Origin of the sequence: Intestinimonas timonensis, assembly GCF_900626145.1 — a bacterium.
GTDB classification, from domain to species: Bacteria; Bacillota; Clostridia; order Oscillospirales; family Oscillospiraceae; genus Intestinimonas; species Intestinimonas aquisgranensis.
Genome location: NZ_LR130817.1, coordinates 1,663,482 through 1,679,639, shown reverse-complemented (window position 1 = coordinate 1,679,639; position 16,158 = coordinate 1,663,482). Strand labels below are relative to the sequence as shown.

Below are 16,158 nucleotides of genomic sequence, written 5' to 3'. Positions count from 1 at the left end.
TGCGTCCACGCTTGTTTTTTTCCATTCAGGGCAGGAGCCAGACCACTACGCCCAGCACCACCAGCCCGATCACATTGGCCAGGGTGAAGAGTCCCAGATACCGGAGGGGCTTGGCCCCCTCGGTGCGGATGTAGAGCTTGAAAGAGATGAGGCTGGCCAGTGAGGCGATGAGGGTACCCAGGCCGCCCACATTGGTGCCCACCAGCAGGCCCTTCCAGTCCTCGGTAAAGGTGGAGAGCAGCACGGCGGCGGGCACATTGCTGATGACCTGGCTGGCCAGAGCAGAGGTGACCACGGTGTTCCAGTCCATGAGGCCGGTGAGGAAGGTACGCACCGCCCCGATCCGGCCCAAATTGCCGGAGAAGACGAAGAAGCACACAAAGGTGAACAGCAGAGCGTAATCCACCCGTGGAAAGAGGTGTCTGGCAAAGACGGCCGCCGCCACAATGACCACCACCAGCAGGGCGGGCCAGGGCAGCACATGAAAAACGGAGAGGAGACACAGGACGAAGAGGAGGAGCATCAGCTTGAGCTGTCCCGGTTTGCCGATGCCGCCGGCGTCCTTGAAGTCCACCCGTATGATATCTCCGCTGGTGGTTCCGGCAGCCAGCACCAGCCCCACCAGGCTTACCGCCGTCAGGGGCAGGACGGCGGCGAAGAAGGCGCCCATGGGGATGCCGAATTTGGAGCAGAGAAAGAGGTTCTGGGGGTTGCCTACCGGCATGGCCATGCTGCCCAGGTTGGCAGCCACAGTCTGGAGGGTGACGATATAGGGGAGCTGGGCCTGTCGTCCCGTCAACTCCAGCACCAACACGGCAAAGGGCACGAAGGTGATGAGGGAGACATCGTTGGTGATGAGCATGGAACTAAAAAAGGGCAGCAGCACCAGGGCCAGCGCCAGGAAGCGGAACCGCTTCTCTCCCGCCAGGAGCCGCCGGGCCAGCAGATCAAAGAGCCCGCAATCCTGCAGCCCGGCCACCACCAGCATGAGACAGAAGAGGAGGGCCAGTACCCGGTAGTCCACATAATCGGCATAGCCGCCGTCAGGGGGCACCAGGAACATGGAGACCACCGCGCACAGGAAGGCGATGCACAGCACTGCTTCCTTTTTGACAAATGCCTTCACTTGGTCTCTGCCCCCTTAGAAGAGGCCGGTGATGACGCCGTTTTCATCCACATCGATGTTCTCGGCGGCAGGGACCTTGGGCAGGCCGGGCATGGTCATGATGTCGCCGGTGAGGACCACCACGAAGCCGGCTCCGGCGGAGACCTTCACCTTCTGCACCTTGATGTGGAAACCGGTGGGGGCGCCCAGCTTACCGGCGTCGTCAGAGAGAGAGTACTGAGTCTTGGCCATGCACACGGGGAGGCTGCCGTAGCCCAGCTCAGTGAGCCGCTGGAGTTCCTTGGCGGCGGCGGGGGCGTAGCCCACCCCGTCGGCACCGTAGACCTTCCTGGCCACGGCCTCGATCTTTTCAGTGAGGGGAGCCTCGCTTTCATAGGCGAAGCGGAAGTCGGGCTTTTCCTCGTCGATGATGCGCAGAACCTCCCGGGCCAGCTCCTCGCCGCCTTCGCCGCCCCTGCCCCACACCTGGCTCAGGGCCACCCGGACGCCGTACTTCTCGCAGGCCGTCCGGATCATGGCAATCTCAGCCTCGGTGTCGCTGTCGAACTGGTTGATGGCCACCACGGCGGGCAGACCGTACACCTTGGTGATGTTCTCCACGTGCTTGAGCAGGTTGGGCAGGCCCTTCTCCAAAGCGGGGAGGTTCTCCTTGCCCAGGTCCGCCTTGGGGCAGCCGCCGTGGTGCTTCAGGGCCCGGACCGTGGCCACGATGACCACCGCATCGGGGGTAAGACCAGCCGCCCGGCACTTGATATCCAGGAACTTCTCAGCTCCCAGGTCGGCACCGAAGCCGGCCTCTGTGACCACATAGTCACCCAGCTTCAGGGCAGTGTCGGTGGCGGACACAGAGTTGCAGCCGTGGGCAATGTTGGCGAAGGGGCCGCCGTGGATGAAGGCGGGGGTGTGCTCCAGGGTCTGGACCAGGTTGGGCCGGATGGCGTCCTTCAGCAGGGCGGTCATGGCCCCCTGGGCCTTCAGGTCGGAACAGTACACCGGATCGCCGGAACGGTTGTAGGCCACCACCATGCGGCCCAGCCGGGCCTTCAAATCCATGAGGTCGGAGGCCAGGCAGAGAACCGCCATGATCTCGCTGGCCACGGTGATATCAAAGCCATCCTCCCGGGGGACGCCGTTGACCTTGCCGCCCAGGCCGCAGACAATGTTCCGCAGCTGCCGGTCGTTCATGTCCACACACCGCTTCCAGGTGATGCGGCGGACGTCAATGTCCAGGGCATTCCCCTGCTGGATGTGGTTGTCCAGCATGGCGGCCAGCAGGTTGTTGGCGGCGCCGATGGCGTGGAAGTCGCCGGTAAAGTGGAGGTTGATATCCTCCATGGGCACCACCTGGGCATAGCCGCCGCCGGCAGCGCCACCCTTCACGCCAAAGACCGGCCCCAGGGAGGGCTCCCGCAGAGCCAGGACGGCCTTCTTTCCCAGCCGGTGGAGGGCGTCGCCCAGGCCCACGCTGGTTGTGGTCTTGCCCTCCCCCGCCGGGGTGGGGTTGATGGCAGTCACCAGGATGAGCTTACCCTTCCGGGGCACATCCCGCAGGGCCAGGGTATCCACCTTGGCCTTGTATTTTCCGTAGTACTCCAGCTTGTCCTCATCCAGGCCCACCTGCTGGGCGATCTGGGCGATGGGCAGCATCTCCGCCGCCTGGGCGATCTCAATATCCGTTTTCATGCTTCCGACCCCTTTCTCTCTTCTCCGTACTTATGGATTCAGCAGGGCCGCCGCCGCGGTCCCCACCAGATTGGCGTCCTCGATCTGACGGAACACCATATGCCGGCCCAGGGTGCCGGTAATATAGCTGCCGCACAGCCGCTCCAGCTTGCCCCGGAACAGGTGTCCTTTATAGAAGGTAGAGCCCTCCGCCACGACACAGGCGGGGCGGTGGATGTGCTGCCCTGCGCCGGTCTGGAGGAGGATGCCAGCCAGGTTGGCACACACCAGCCGGGCGGAGCGCTCCACGATACGGTCGATGATGGTATAGACCGCCTCCCGGTCCTCCTCCCCGTCACAGGCGGCAGCCAGGAGGTTGTCTCCGTAGGGACGGGCGGTGAAGGTGTCGGCCTGGACCATGGTGAGTCCCTCCAGGCCGGTCAGAAAGGCGGTGAGTTTGGCGGAAAAGAGGCCGTCGGCCGCACCCTGCCGCAGGGCCCGCCACACCAGCTCACCCTGATAGCGGCCGGAGACCATCTTCTCGTAGTGGCACAGGCCGGGGTCCACGCTGTTTTCATCCAGCGCTTTGTCAAAGGTGCTCAGAGGCGCGCCGTCAAACCGGGCCGACTCCATGTTGATGAGCATGGTGTCCTGGTCCCAGGGTGTGGTCACCTTGCCCAGGTGCTCCCGTTTTTCCACATAACAGGTGTTGACGCCGGTGCCGTAGATGAGGCCGATGTATCCGTCAAAGCGTTCCTCTCTCAGAGCAGCCACACCGCCCAGCAGAGCGGCCACCGTATCGTTGAGGACCACGAAGGTGACCCCCTCCGCCCCTTTGGCAGCCAGAGCGGCGGAGATATCACGGCCCAGCTCCTTGTCCTTGGAGCCGGAGATCTGGACCTGCTTGGAGATGTTGAGGACCTTGCCGTCCCGGTTGGGCAGGATCTCGGCGGCGTAGGAGAAGCACAGCCCTACCCGGCGGCTGCGGCCCGTGAGGGGGAGGACAGCGTCGGACACCTCATCCACAAAGGTCTCCCAAGTGATGGGAGCCTGGGAGCCGGGCATGGGGAAGACCCGCAGGTCCTCCACCACCGGTCCCTGATCCGTGATGGTGACCAGGCCGATGCGGAAGTTGGTGCCTCCGGCGTCAATGACGATGGTTGGGGTATCCTTTGGGATATCCCCGTCCAGGGACAAGTAGGTGGTGAGCATCATCATCCAGGCATCGGGGTCGCCCCGGAGCCCTTTTTCCATGTCGGCCTGAAAGGCTCTGGTACAGGCATCCACGTCTACCAGCGCCGGGTCCAGACCGTATTTGCGCAGAAATGCCTGCGTTTTGTCGACGATATCGGCCATATGGCTCACCTCTCTCTATGATTTGGCGGCAATGACCGCCCTTGTGATAAAAAGAGACAGGGCAGGCTTTCCTTTCCTGCCCTGTCTCTTATTGTACCATAATCCCGTGCTGCTGCACAGTCCTTTGGTAAAAGTACTTACTTCTTGGCCAGATACTTACGCATATCCAGAGCGCAGGCGAAGAGGATGATGGCGCCCTTGATGAGGTACTGGAGGTTGGGGTCCACCTTCATCATGGTCAGGCCGATGAAGATGAGGCGGAGCATCAGCACGCCGATGACGATGCCGCGGATCTTACCAATGCCGCCGACGAAGGAGACGCCGCCGATGACGCAGGCCGCGATGGCGTCCAGCTCGTAGTTGAGGCCGGTGTTGGCGGTGTTGGAGCCGATGCGGGCGCCCTCGATGAAGCCGGTGAAGCCATACATGGCGCCAGCCAGAGCGAAGACCATGATGGTGGTGAGGAAGACGTTGACGCCGGAGACCCGGGCGGCCTCCTCGTTGGCGCCCAGGGCGAACATGTTCTTACCGAAGGTGGTCTTGTTCCAAATGAACCACATGATGGCGGTGAGGGCGATGGCGAACCACACATAGTTGGGGATGGCGGTGCCGCCGATGCTCAGGATGGAGCCCTTGACGAAATCGGTGTAGGAGGCATCCAGGTTGGAGATGGCCATACCCTTGTTGTTGCCCTGCTGGACATAGAGCAGAAGCAGGGTATACACGATGAGCTGGGTGCCCAGGGTGACGATGAAGGGATGGAGCTTGAACTTGGCCACAAAGAAGCCGTTGAAAGCGCCGAAAACAGCGCCGATGACCATAGCGATGGGGATGACGGCCCAGATGGGCAGGGTGCCCATATCAGGCCACATTTTGTTGGCCAGATTGGCGGTGCTCTGAAGCAGGGAGGCAGAGATACAGGCAGTCAGGCCCACGATACGGCCGGCGCTCAGGTCGGTGCCGGTGAGGACGATACAGCCGGCGATGCCCAGGGCGGCGGGCAGATAGGCGGCAGTCTGGGAGATGATGTTGATGATAGAGGTGGGCGTCAGGAAATTTTGGTTGGAAATGGCGATATAAATGACGGCCAGCAGCATCAGGATGATGAGGGCGTTGTTGAGGATCAGATCCCCGATCCGCTTGGCATCCCACGCCGGCTTTTCCAGTGTCTTGGTCTGGTTACTCATTCTCGGTTCCTCCCCTTTACACATATTTGGCGGCCAGGGTCAGGATCTCCTCCTGGCTGGTGTTCTTGGCGTCTACCTCGCCGGCCAGCTGGCCGCCGGACATGACCAGGATACGGTCACACACGCCCAGCAGCTCCGGCATCTCGGAGGAGACCATGATGACTCCCTTGCCCTGGTTAGCCAGGTCGATGATGAGCTCATAGATCTCATACTTGGCGCCCACGTCGATACCGCGGGTGGGTTCGTCCAGCAGCAGCACCTCCGGCTTAGTGAGGAGCCAACGGCCGATGATGACCTTCTGCTGGTTGCCGCCGGAGAGAGACCGGATCTGGGTGGCCTGGCTGGGGGTCTTGATATGCATGGCCTGGATGGCCCAGTCGGTGTCCTCCCGCATCTTCTTGTCGCTCAGGCAGATGCCGCCGATGAGGTAGCTCTTCAGGTTGGAGATAACGGTGTTCTCCTTGATGTCCCGGATACCGAAGATACCGGTGGCCCGGCGTTCCTCGGTGAGGAGGGCAAAGCCGTTTTTGATAGACTCACGGGGAGAACGGTTCTTGATCTCCTTGCCGTGGAGTTTGATGGTGCCGCCGCCCTTGGTCATGGCGCCGAAAAGGTTCTCCAGCACCTCAGTACGGCCGGAGCCGTCCAGACCGGCGATGCCCAGGATCTCGCCCTTCCGCAGCTGGAAGGAGGCATCCTTCAGCCGGGTATACTTGCCGGAGAGGTGCTGCACGTCCAGGATGACATCGCCGGGCTCGTTGGTCTTGGGCGGGAAACGGTTGGTGAGCTCGCGGCCCACCATGAGTTTGATGATCTCATTCATGGTGAGCTCCTTGGCGGGCCGGGTGGCTACCCAGGTGCCGTCACGCATGATGGTGACATCGTCGCTGATACGGAGGATCTCCTCCATCTTGTGGGAGATGTAAATGATGCCGCAGCCCTTGTCCCGGAGCATGTTGATGATGCGGAACAGGTGCTCCACCTCGGTCTCCGTCAGGGACGAGGTGGGCTCGTCGAACACGATGATCTTGGAGTCGTAGGACACCGCCTTGGCGATCTCCACCATCTGCCGCTGAGAGACGGGCATGGTGGACATGATGGTCTTGGGGTCCACGTTCACTTCCAGCTGCTCAAAGATCTCTTTGGTGCGCTTGGCCATTGCCCGCTCGCTGACCATGATGCCGCCCACCTTGGGGTAGCGGCCCAGCCACAGGTTGTCCATGACGCTGCGGGTCAGGGCCTGGTTGAGTTCCTGATGCACCATGGCCACACCGTTCTCCAGGGCCTCCTTGGAGCTCCTGAAGTTGACCTCCTTGCCGTCGAGGACGATGGTGCCGCTGTCTCTGGAGTAAATACCGAAGAGACACTTCATCAGGGTGGATTTGCCCGCGCCGTTCTCACCCATGAGGGCGTGGACGGTGCCGGGCCGGACCGTCAGGTGGACGTTGTCCAAGGCCTTGACGCCGGGGAAGGATTTGCTGATATCACGCATTTCCAGCAGTACCGGCTGATCCATATGCTTCCTCCTCCTTTTCCGATTCTCTCCTCAGAGCCTCTGCTTCAAGCGCGCCCTCCCCGGCCAGGCCGAAGGGAGGATGCGTCTCAAGCAGACACTCCGCATGGAGCAGAAACGGGGCTGCCGGCAAGCCGGCAGCCCCGCTCGTCTTTCTTGTTTCTTGGGGCCGATCGAGCGTGCGCTTGGATTACTCAGCGTCGGCGGTATAGAGGCCGTAAGGCACGCGGATCTTGGCCACGTCGGTATCCACGATGTAGCCGCCGGCCTCGTCGATGCCGTCCATCAGAGCGCCGCCGTTCTGGATGTTGCCCACCAGAGCGGTGATGGTGCTGGCCATACCCTCGGCATCCTGCATAACGGTACCGGTCATCTTGCCCTCGTCAATGGCCTGCTTGGCGGAGTCGATGGCGTCCACGCCGAAGACAGGGATGGTGGTGGAGGTGCCGTCGCCCAGGTTGTAACCGGCGGTCTGGAGGGAGGAGATGGCGCCCATGGCCATGTCGTCGTTATTGGCGATGACCAGCTCGATCATGTTGCCGTTGGCCTCGGAGTACTCAGCCAGGATGGTGTCCATATAAGCCACAGCAGCGGCAGAGGACCAGGTGCCGTTCTGGTCAACCAGGTACTTGGTGGCCACGTCGTCGCCAGCGTAGTAGGAGAGGGGCTCCTTGCCAGCCTCGGTCAGGATGGCGTCAGCGTCCTCCACGGCGTACTGGGTGCGGTACTCGGCCTCGGCGTTACCCTCCTGGCCCTTGAACATGACGTAGGAGATCTTGCCGTCGCCGTTGAGGTCCACGGTGTCGAAGTTGGCGACCAGGTAGTCACCGATCATCTTGCCCTGCATGTGGCCGGCCTCGGGAGCGTCGGTGCCCACGAAGGCGCAGTTCTCGTAGCTGTTCACCACAGCGCTGTCAACCTCGCGGTTGAAGAAGATGATGGGAATGCCGGCGGCCTTGGCGGCGTCCACGGCGTTCTGAGCAGCATCGGGGGAAGAAGTCTCCACGATGTTGACGATCAGCAGGTTGGCGCCGTTGGCGATGGCGGTGTTGATCTGGTCAGTCTGCTGGGACTGGTTGCCAGCGCCGTCGTAGTTATCGGGGGTGATGCCCATGGCTTCCAGCATGGTGTCCATGTTGTTGCGGACGCTGGAGATGTACACATCGGAGTAGTTGTAGTAGAAGACGGCCACGTTCAGGTCGGAGACAGCGCCGGTCTCAGCGGGAGTGGTCTCGGTGGTGCCGGTCTCAGCGGGAGCGGGGGTGCTGCTGGTGCCGCCGGAGCAAGCGGCGATGCTCACTCACATGGCGCCGGCCAGAAGCAGAGCAGACAGCTTTTTCAGTTTCATGTAAAAATCCTCCTTGATTTTGTTTGGCAGCTCTTTCGGAGCTTTACCAGAATCATCATACCATGAAATCCCCGAAAAGGCCATATCAAAAATCACCTCTTTCCATAAATAATCTATTTTTTGCTTTTCGAGCTTTGGCACTTTTATGCAAAATAATCAATACTTTTCTGGTAGAAAAGCCGAAAGCACCTTACCAGGCCTTTTGGATGTGCATCGGGATGCGTATGGTGTTATCTTCCATATTTTCCATGTTAGTTGGTTCCTCTCCGACGCCCAAGGTCCGGGCCAGCTGGAAGATGGCTGTCCCGTGAGCGGCGTAGTCCATGACCACGGTGCCCAGCAGCGTGCCGTCCTCCACCGCCTCCAGGCCCTGGGGCGTTCCATCGATGCCCACAATGTTATGGAAGTCCAGCCCCAGCCGTTCCACAGCGTCGGCGGCCCCCAGGGCCATATCGTCGTTGTTGCAGAGGATGAGCTCCAGATCTGCCCCCTTCAGCAGCCAGGATTCCGTGAGGGCATCGGCCTGACTGCGCTCCCAGTTGGCGATACCGCTCTCCACCCGTTCCAGCGGGACCCCGGCGTCCCGCAGCGTCTGGACCGACACCTCGGTGCGGATCATGGCGTCCTGGTGGCGGCTCTCCCCCTCCAGCATGGCATACTGAAGGACACCGTCTCCGTTTTTGTCCAGGGCGGCAGGGTCGCTCTCCCACAGCTCCAGCACGATCTGTGCCTGAAGCTGAGCGGACTGCCGGGCATCGGAGCCCACATAGTAGACCTTCTCCCAGCTCTCCAGGTCCTCCTGGACCGGTTCCCGGTTGAAGAAGACCACCGGCACATCGGCTTCCCGGGCCTTACCGATGACCCGTGCGGCATCGGTTCGGTCCACAAGGTTGACGCACAGCACATCATAGCCAAGAGATAGGAAGCGGTCGATCTGCTCATTCTGGGTGTTCTGGTTCTCCTGGGCATCGGACACCGTGAGCTGGACCCGCTCACCGCTCTCCTCACTCCAGGCCTGGGCCGCGGCTTCCATGGCCTGAGTCATATTGGTGATATAGGTGTCCGTCCCCTTGTAGACCGCTACGCCGATGCGCAGCGTCTCCTCCTCACCGCTCCCCCTGGGCGCGCAGGCGGTCAGGCACAGCAGCACCGCCGCCAGCAGCGCACATACTTGTCTTTTCACAGCACTTCCTCCTTCCGCCTCACGCCACCGGGAACAGGATCTGATCCATAGGATCGGTAAACATGTTCTCCGCTGTGACGGTATAGCAGTCCAGGGTCTGGTCCTCAGGCTGCGCCCCGTCCAGGGCCTCCAGGACGCTGAGCAGGCTCAGATAGCCGGCGTCATAGTCGCTCTGAACCACCAGTGCCGCCGCCGTGCCCTCCTCCAGGCTGCTCAGGATGCTGTTGGAGGTACCGAAGCCGTAGACCGGCCCGCCCCAGGTACAGAGGGCCTCGGTGGTCCCGGGCTCCAGAGCCACCACGGGCTGGCCGTTGGGCTCAGGAAGCATCTCTATCGTCGACGCCATCACCGTTCGCCACGCCACCCCTCGTTCCTGAAACCGTTCCTCCAGGCCGCGGTACCGGCGCAGAGCGTTCTCCCCCTCCTGTCCGGTCAGGATCACCGCGCAGGAGGAGACCCCGCTGTCGGCCACGGCATCGGCCAGCCGCCGGCCCATCTCCTCCGGGGAGGCTGAGATCGTGCATGTCCCATCCACGTTTGGAAGGTCTGGCCCCACCACGGTCACCGCCAATCCGGCCGGCGCCTCCTGGAGGGCCTCCGCTAGAGCTTCCCCGTCTACCGGGACCAGAATCACACCGTCAAGCTCTCCCTCCCACTCCCGGCGCAGCTGCTCCGCCTGAACTGTCCCGGCCGGGCCGTCATACCGGAACACATAGCGCACATCCACATTGTGTTCCCGGGCCGCCTTGTCCACGCCAAGGCGGAAGTTCTGCCAATAGGACTCCCCCTCACCGTCCAACAGCACGGACACCCGCCGGATCTCCGTCTGTCCGCTCCCTAGGACATTCTGGAGGAGCATGACAGCCAGCGCTGCCACCAGCACCAGCAACACTCCTATAAACACATGACGCTCATTTTTACTCATCATGTGTCCTCCATTTCCCCATAGGGCACGGCCGGCAGGTGCAGCTTGACCACAGTCCCCTCGTCAGGCTCAGACTGGATGGTGACGCCGTATTCCGCCCCAAAGTAGAGCCGGATGCGCTCCTGGACATTCCTGAGCCCGATGCCGGAGCCCCGCTTGCTGCCCGTCTGGGCGCCAGGCTGGGGGGAGGCCGTGAGCAGCCGCTCCACCACATCGGGGGGCATCCCCAGACCGTTGTCCGAGACGGTGATGGTCAGGTCCTTCCCATCAACCTCCGCCCGGATATCAATGAGTCCGTCCCCGTCCATGAAGTCCATGGAGTGGTAGATGGCGTTCTCCACGATGGGCTGCACCACCAGCTTGATGGTGGTGAGGTTGGCCGCCTCCTCCGGGCAGGTGATCTGGTAGTGGAACTTGTTCTTATAGCGCATCTCCTGGATGAGGAGGTAGTTACGCACATGTTCCAGCTCGTCCCGGACGGGGATGATGTTGCGTCCCTTGGAGAGACTGATGCGGAAGAACCGCGCCAGGGCAGTGACCACCCGGATGGCGTCCTCCCGCTGGCCGTTCTCTATCATCCACACGATGATATCCAGCGTATTGTAGAGAAAGTGTGGATTGATCTGGGCCTGAAGGGCGTTAAGTTCGCTCTTCTGCTTGGCCTCATGCTCCCGGACGATGTCAGCGGTGAGCTGGCGCAGTCGGTCCACCATGTTTTGAATGGCCGTCCCCAGCTCCCTGGTCTCGGCGGTACCGCCCACATAGATGGTGGGGCGCTCTGCCCCCTCCTCCACTTCACCCACCGACTCCCGCAGCCGCCGCAGAGGTTCGGTGATCTTTCGGGAGAGAAGCACATTCATGAGGATGAGCAGCTCCACATAGGCGCATATGATGACCACCAGGAAGGGGAGCGTCTGTTGGAGACTCATGGTAAAGCCGGGGCGCTCCACCACGCCCACCACCTTCCAGCCGGTGTAGCCCACGCTCTGGACGATGACGGAGCGTCGGCTGCCCTCCCACTCCTCAACGTAGATGCCGTCCGCCCGGTCGGCAGCCTGAAGGCTGTTTTCCCGCACCCGGCCTGTGGCGATGAGGGTGCGTTCCGGGTGGTAGATCAGGTTACCCGCCCCGTCCACCAGATAGACATAGCCGCTTCCCGAGAGCTTCACGCTCTGGAAGAGAGCGGTGACGGCGCTGTACTTCAGGTCCATAAGGAGAACGCCCAGCTGAGTGCCGCCCCCTCGGGTGAGCTCTACGGCACAGGAGAGAGAAATCACCCACTTATAGTTGCCCGCCGTGTCGGCAAAGAGGTTCTGGACGGTGGGGACACCGAAGTGGAGGTTCTCCGTCTGGGACATGGCTGCGGTGAACCACTCCTCCCCCGTCACGTCCACGCCGTCTTTGACCTTGGCAGCCGGTGCTGTGGCCACCAGCTCCCCATTCTCTGTAAAGAGAGCCACATTCTCCACATAGTCGCTGTAGGTATCGTAGAGGAGCCGGATCTCATCTCCAACACCCTCCCGCTCCAGATCGGTGTTTTTGACCACGTTATAGCAGATGGAGTCGGAAAGACGGATCATGTCTCTCAAATAGGTGCTCAGGGACTGGTTGACCTGGCTGACCAGAATCTGGTTTTCCTCCTGAATGGCGTCGTCCATCTGACGGGAGAACCGGGCATACAGGGTCAGACAGGTAAGCAATACCGCCACCAGAGCGCTGACGGTGAAGGAGGCGAACATCACATACCGGATGCTGCCCCTGGAAAACCGGACCTGGAGCCGTTTTGTCATCTCTCCCACGCCATTGCCTCCTTTCATCGTCGCGATGCCCGTTGCGGAAAAGGGCGGCCGCCATTCCGGCGGCTCACCGCGCCGGTAACAGGCGACCGCCCCTTCGGAGCATCTCTACTTGCGGAATTGCGACGGCGACACGCCGAACCGCTTCTTAAACACATAACTAAAGTAATTGGGCTCATCATAGCCCACCTTTTCTGCCACCATATAGGTCTTGTCATCGGTGGTACGCAGTAGCTCCACCGCGTGCTCCATGCGCACGTCGGTGAGGTACTGAACGTAGCTCCGCCCTGTCTCCTGCTTGAAAATGGTGGAGAAATAGGACTGGCTGATGTGCAGGTGGTCACAAAGCCGATCCACCGACAGCCCGGAGTCGGGATAGTTCTCCCGGATATACCGCTCCGCCTCCTCCACCAGCCGCTTGGCGGTGGAGACCCGCCGCTGGTCCATACAGCCGCTCATATTGAGGCACACCGACAGCAGCCAGGCCCGGAGCTCCTCCATTGGGGTATCTTCGGCGAGAAGCCCCAGCCACATTCCTCTGGGGCCCAGCATGGCCTCTTCCCCCAGCCGGCAGCGCTGGATTACAGGCAGCAGGGTCCCCAGCATGCCGATGGCCCTGGACTGATCGCTCCACTCCCCGTCTCCCTCGGCCAGAAGCTTGTCCACCATGGCGGCGATCTGCTCCTGAGAGCCGAACTTGATGACGGAAAGCAGCTGCTGCTCCCTGTGGCTGTCCCCCTCCGGCACGGTCCGGTCCAGGCGCTCCATGTCCTGGATGTAGATGGGTTTCCCCATGCCCACCACCGCCCGGTACTCCAGGGCGGCCCGGGCCTCGCCGCAGGAACGGCACAGTTCCTCCAGGTTCTGACAGGGGCGTCCGATCCCCACCGTCAAGGTGACGCCCAGGATGCGCTCACACTCCGTACAGACCTCACCCAGAATGCGCATGAGGCTCTCCACCGGGTCCCGCTCCCAGGAAGTGGCGATCAAGATGGAGGAAACTCCAAGCACGATCTCGCTCTGACAGCGGTCCCGGAGCGCGTCGCTGAGCATCTGCTGCACCGACACCGGAACCAGCTCGGCGCTGAGAGCGGGCCGCCGCTCGCCGCTGTGGACGATGTCGCACACCGCCGCCACCTTATATGCCCCCTCCCGGACGGTGAGGGCGAAACGCTCCGCCTGCGCCTCCAGCACCCGAGGGTCCATGGGGCCCCGCATGAGGTCCTGAAGAAATTTCTCCCGCAGCAGAGGCAGGCTCTCCTGATAGGCCTGGGTGAGCTGACTGATGTTCCGCCGCTGCTCGATCTCCTCATCCAGCACCTTCCGCACACGGTCCAGAATGGCGGTGAGCTCGGCGGCATTCACCGGCTTGAGCACATATTCCACCACGTTGAGCTTGATGGCCTCCTTGGCGTACTCAAACTCGTCGAAGCCGGAAAAGACGATGAGCTTCAGATTGGGCTTGCGCCGGGAGAGCTCCGCCCCCAGCTCCAGTCCGTCCATAAAGGGCATCTTGATGTCGGTGAGGACCACGTCCAGGTCCAGGGTCTCCACCTTTTCCAGGGCGTCCCGGCCGTTTTCCGCATCGGCCACGATTTCGAAGCCCACAGCCCGCCAGTCTATTTTTCTGGCAATGGCCTGCCGCACTTCGGCCTCGTCGTCCACGATCATGATCTTGTAGAGGCTCACCGGGACACCTCCTTGTGTCACTCAGTTGTGCCCGAAGGCAAAAATGATCTCCTGATGATACCGCTCCCCTGCCCGCAGCACAACGGAGGGAAAACCGGGCAGGTTCATGGCATTGGGAAAGCCTTGGGCCTCCATGGCCACACCGCAGCGGGGAGCATACCGCGCACCGCCCTTTCCTGCCGTCTCCGGCAGGAAATTTCCGGTGTAGACCTGAAGCCCCGGCTGGGTGGTGGAGAGGGACAGGGTAATTCCGCTCTCCGGAGCGGCGAGCACGGCCGCCCGATGCAGGCCGCTTCCCCGCAGGACCCAGTTGTGGTCATAGCCGCCGCCCTGGCGGATCTGCGGGTGGTCGGCGTCCCAGCCCGCCTCCAGGGGGCAGGCGGTCCGCAGGTCAAATGGGGTCCCCACCACAGAGGCAATGGTACCGTTGGGGCAGTTGTCCGCCCCCAGCTCGGTGAGGGCGATGGCGTCAATGGACAGGGTATGGCTCCCCACACCCCCGGCGCCGTGGCCGTTCAGGTTCCAATAGGCGTGGCTGGTGAGGTTCACCACCGTATCGGCGTCACTCTCCCCCTCCAGCACCAGCCGGAGGGCGTTGTCCTCCGTCAAGGTATAGCTCACCCGCACCTTCAGGGTACCGGGATACCCCTCCTCCCCGTCGGGAGAAGTACGGGAAAAGACCACTGTATCCCCTTCGATACTGTGATCCCATACATATTGGTCAAAGCCCCGGTCGCCGCCGTGGAGGTGATTGGGGCGTTCATTGGCCGCCAGTACATATTCCCGGCCGTCCAGAGTGAACCGGGCGTCCCGGATGCGGTTGGCACACCGGCCTACCATGGCGCCCAGATAGCCCTGGTGGTTCTCCTGGTACTCCGCCACAGTGTCAAAACCCAGGCACACGTCCCGGAGGGCGCCGGCACGGTCAGGAACGGCCACCGCCCGGAGGATGCAGCCGTAGTCCAGCACCTCCACCCAGGCGCCGGCGGCATTTTCCAGACGGAAGCAGGTCACTGATGTACCGTCAGCGGTGGTGCCGAAGGGTCTGGTGGTGATCATACCTCGCCCTCCGCTATCACCTTAATGCCGCCTGCCGGCCGCACCGACAGGTCATGGCAGGTTCCCGCACCAAAGACGGCCTCCATCTTCTGCCGGAACGACTCCAGCTGCTTCACGGGCACAAAGGCCTGAACGGTACCGGCAAAGCCGCCGCCGTGGACCCGCCAGGCGCCGTCCTTCTCCAGCAGCCGCCGGCACAGAGCCAGGGCCAGGGAGAGGCTGCGCTCCGAGGGGTCGCCGGAGGGGTAGATGTTCTGCAACAGATCCATGGAAGAGGCTCCGGAGTCCCGCACCAGGGCCAGGAACTGCTGGAAATCTCCCTTCCGCAGGGCATCGGCCTGGTCCAGCACCCGCTGGTTGTCGCCGTAGAAGTGCATGGCCCGCAGGAGGGCACGGTCAGGCACCTTGCCCCGGAACTCGCCCAGCCGGGCATAGAACTCCGCGGGGTCGGTCTCGCCCAGCACTTCCTTGCCCATCAGCTTGGCCACGGAGCGCATCTCCTGGGGAATGGCGGCGTATTCATCAGTGAGATTGGCGTGGCTGCCACCGGCGTCGATGAGGCACAGGGCGTAGCCGTGGTCGGCGGGGACGCAGGGGATGGACTCCACCACAGGGGAGGCGGGGTCGGCAAAGTCCATGAGGCAGAAGTCGCCCACGGCGGAGGCGCACTGGTCCATGAGGCCGCAGGGCTTGCCGAAGTAGGTGTTCTCAGCGAACTGACCCACCTTGGCGATGAGGACGGGGGTGGCCCGGCCATTGTTGTAGAGGCCGCTGAGGATGGTGCCCACCAGCACCTCGTAGGCGGCGGAGGAGGAGAGGCCGGAGCCGGGCAGCACATCGGAACTCACATAGGCGTCAAAGCCGCCGAAGCGCAGGTCCAGCTCGTAGAACCGGGCAGCGATGCCCCGGATGAGGGCGGCGGTAGTGCCTTTCTCCTCAGGAACGATCTCCAGTTTCTCCAGATTGATGCGCTCCTCGCCATGGCCCTCGGAGTAGATGCGGATGACATTGCGGTCATTTTTGGCCACAACCGCCACCGCGTCCAGGGTGACGGCCGCCGCCAAGACCCGGCCCCGCTGGTGGTCGGTGTGGTTGCCGCCGATCTCACTGCGGCCGGGGGCGGAGTAGATCTCCACCACATGCTCTTCGCCAAAACGCTCGGCAAAGGCGTTGACAATATGCAGATACCGCTCCCGCTGGCCCTCCCAGCGGCCGGGGTACAGCTTTCGGAAGGTCTCATCGTATGCGCCGGCGTTCAGCGCCTGCTTTAACTCCTGAATGTTCATCATTCTCCGCCCCTCTCGGACTATTGAT

Annotated in this window: 13 protein-coding genes; all 13 read right to left on the bottom strand. The window is 62.3% G+C overall.

All coding sequences use genetic code 11. From position 1 onward, the window contains the following. Positions 1-25: 25 nt before the first annotated feature. Positions 26-1,126: an SLC13 family permease gene (locus E0E29_RS15075; protein ID WP_242622521.1), complete on the bottom strand. Its 1,101-nt coding sequence runs from the start codon at positions 1,124-1,126 to the stop codon at positions 26-28. Positions 1,127-1,141: 15 nt separating this feature from the next. Continuing rightward, complete coding sequence (locus E0E29_RS15070; RefSeq protein ID WP_130850537.1) at positions 1,142-2,809, bottom strand: formate--tetrahydrofolate ligase; 1,668 nt, start codon at positions 2,807-2,809, stop codon at positions 1,142-1,144. Between the two features lie 30 nt (positions 2,810-2,839). Beyond that, positions 2,840-4,144 carry a hexokinase family protein gene (locus E0E29_RS15065; protein WP_130850536.1) on the bottom strand — a complete coding sequence of 435 codons (1,305 nt, stop codon included), beginning with the start codon at positions 4,142-4,144 and terminating at the stop codon, positions 2,840-2,842. Positions 4,145-4,281: 137 nt separating this feature from the next. Continuing rightward, positions 4,282-5,331, bottom strand: coding sequence for a galactose/methyl galactoside ABC transporter permease MglC (locus E0E29_RS15060; protein ID WP_130850535.1), 1,050 nt, complete (start codon positions 5,329-5,331; stop codon positions 4,282-4,284). A gap of 16 nt (positions 5,332-5,347) precedes the next feature. Next, on the bottom strand, positions 5,348-6,847 hold the full coding sequence (locus E0E29_RS15055; protein WP_130850534.1) for a sugar ABC transporter ATP-binding protein: 1,500 nt from the start codon (positions 6,845-6,847) through the stop codon (positions 5,348-5,350). A gap of 187 nt (positions 6,848-7,034) precedes the next feature. Continuing rightward, positions 7,035-8,144 (bottom strand): galactose ABC transporter substrate-binding protein, encoded by a 1,110-nt coding sequence (locus E0E29_RS15050; protein ID WP_242622520.1) that lies wholly within the window; start codon positions 8,142-8,144, stop codon positions 7,035-7,037. Then, the gene (locus E0E29_RS19060; protein ID WP_278045158.1) at positions 8,145-8,276 is read right to left on the bottom strand and encodes a hypothetical protein; all 132 of its coding nucleotides are present in this window, start codon (positions 8,274-8,276) and stop codon (positions 8,145-8,147) included. A 106-nt stretch (positions 8,277-8,382) separates the two neighbouring features. After that, positions 8,383-9,375 carry a galactose ABC transporter substrate-binding protein gene (locus E0E29_RS15045; RefSeq protein ID WP_165449924.1) on the bottom strand — a complete coding sequence of 331 codons (993 nt, stop codon included), beginning with the start codon at positions 9,373-9,375 and terminating at the stop codon, positions 8,383-8,385. Positions 9,376-9,394: 19 nt separating this feature from the next. Further along, positions 9,395-10,300 carry a sugar ABC transporter substrate-binding protein gene (locus E0E29_RS15040; protein ID WP_165449923.1) on the bottom strand — a complete coding sequence of 302 codons (906 nt, stop codon included), beginning with the start codon at positions 10,298-10,300 and terminating at the stop codon, positions 9,395-9,397. Beyond that, positions 10,300-12,090 (bottom strand): sensor histidine kinase, encoded by a 1,791-nt coding sequence (locus E0E29_RS15035; RefSeq protein WP_130850902.1) that lies wholly within the window; start codon positions 12,088-12,090, stop codon positions 10,300-10,302. Before E0E29_RS15035 ends, E0E29_RS15040 begins: the two co-directional genes overlap by 1 nt. Before the next feature lie 114 nt (positions 12,091-12,204). Next, positions 12,205-13,785, bottom strand: coding sequence for a response regulator (locus E0E29_RS15030; RefSeq protein ID WP_130850531.1), 1,581 nt, complete (start codon positions 13,783-13,785; stop codon positions 12,205-12,207). 21 nt (positions 13,786-13,806) lie between these two features. Then, entirely contained in the window at positions 13,807-14,844 is a 1,038-nt protein-coding gene (locus E0E29_RS15025; RefSeq protein ID WP_130850530.1) for an aldose epimerase family protein, read from the bottom strand. Beyond that, entirely contained in the window at positions 14,841-16,133 is a 1,293-nt protein-coding gene (locus E0E29_RS15020) for a galactokinase (RefSeq protein ID WP_130850529.1), read from the bottom strand. Before E0E29_RS15020 ends, E0E29_RS15025 begins: the two co-directional genes overlap by 4 nt. Positions 16,134-16,158 lie beyond the last annotated feature (25 nt).

Coding starts and splice junctions, on each gene's coding strand:
- E0E29_RS15070 (WP_130850537.1), bottom strand. CDS start 2,809: ATGAAAACGGATATTGAGATCGCCCAGGCGGCGGAGATGCTGCCCATC.
- E0E29_RS15065 (WP_130850536.1), bottom strand. CDS start 4,144: ATGGCCGATATCGTCGACAAAACGCAGGCATTTCTGCGCAAATACGGT.
- E0E29_RS15060 (WP_130850535.1), bottom strand. CDS start 5,331: ATGAGTAACCAGACCAAGACACTGGAAAAGCCGGCGTGGGATGCCAAG.
- E0E29_RS15055 (WP_130850534.1), bottom strand. CDS start 6,847: ATGGATCAGCCGGTACTGCTGGAAATGCGTGATATCAGCAAATCCTTC.
- E0E29_RS19060 (WP_278045158.1), bottom strand. CDS start 8,276: ATGGCCTTTTCGGGGATTTCATGGTATGATGATTCTGGTAAAGCTCCG.
- E0E29_RS15040 (WP_165449923.1), bottom strand. CDS start 10,300: ATGAGTAAAAATGAGCGTCATGTGTTTATAGGAGTGTTGCTGGTGCTG.
- E0E29_RS15035 (WP_130850902.1), bottom strand. CDS start 12,090: ATGACAAAACGGCTCCAGGTCCGGTTTTCCAGGGGCAGCATCCGGTAT.
- E0E29_RS15025 (WP_130850530.1), bottom strand. CDS start 14,844: ATGATCACCACCAGACCCTTCGGCACCACCGCTGACGGTACATCAGTG.
- E0E29_RS15020 (WP_130850529.1), bottom strand. CDS start 16,133: ATGATGAACATTCAGGAGTTAAAGCAGGCGCTGAACGCCGGCGCATAC.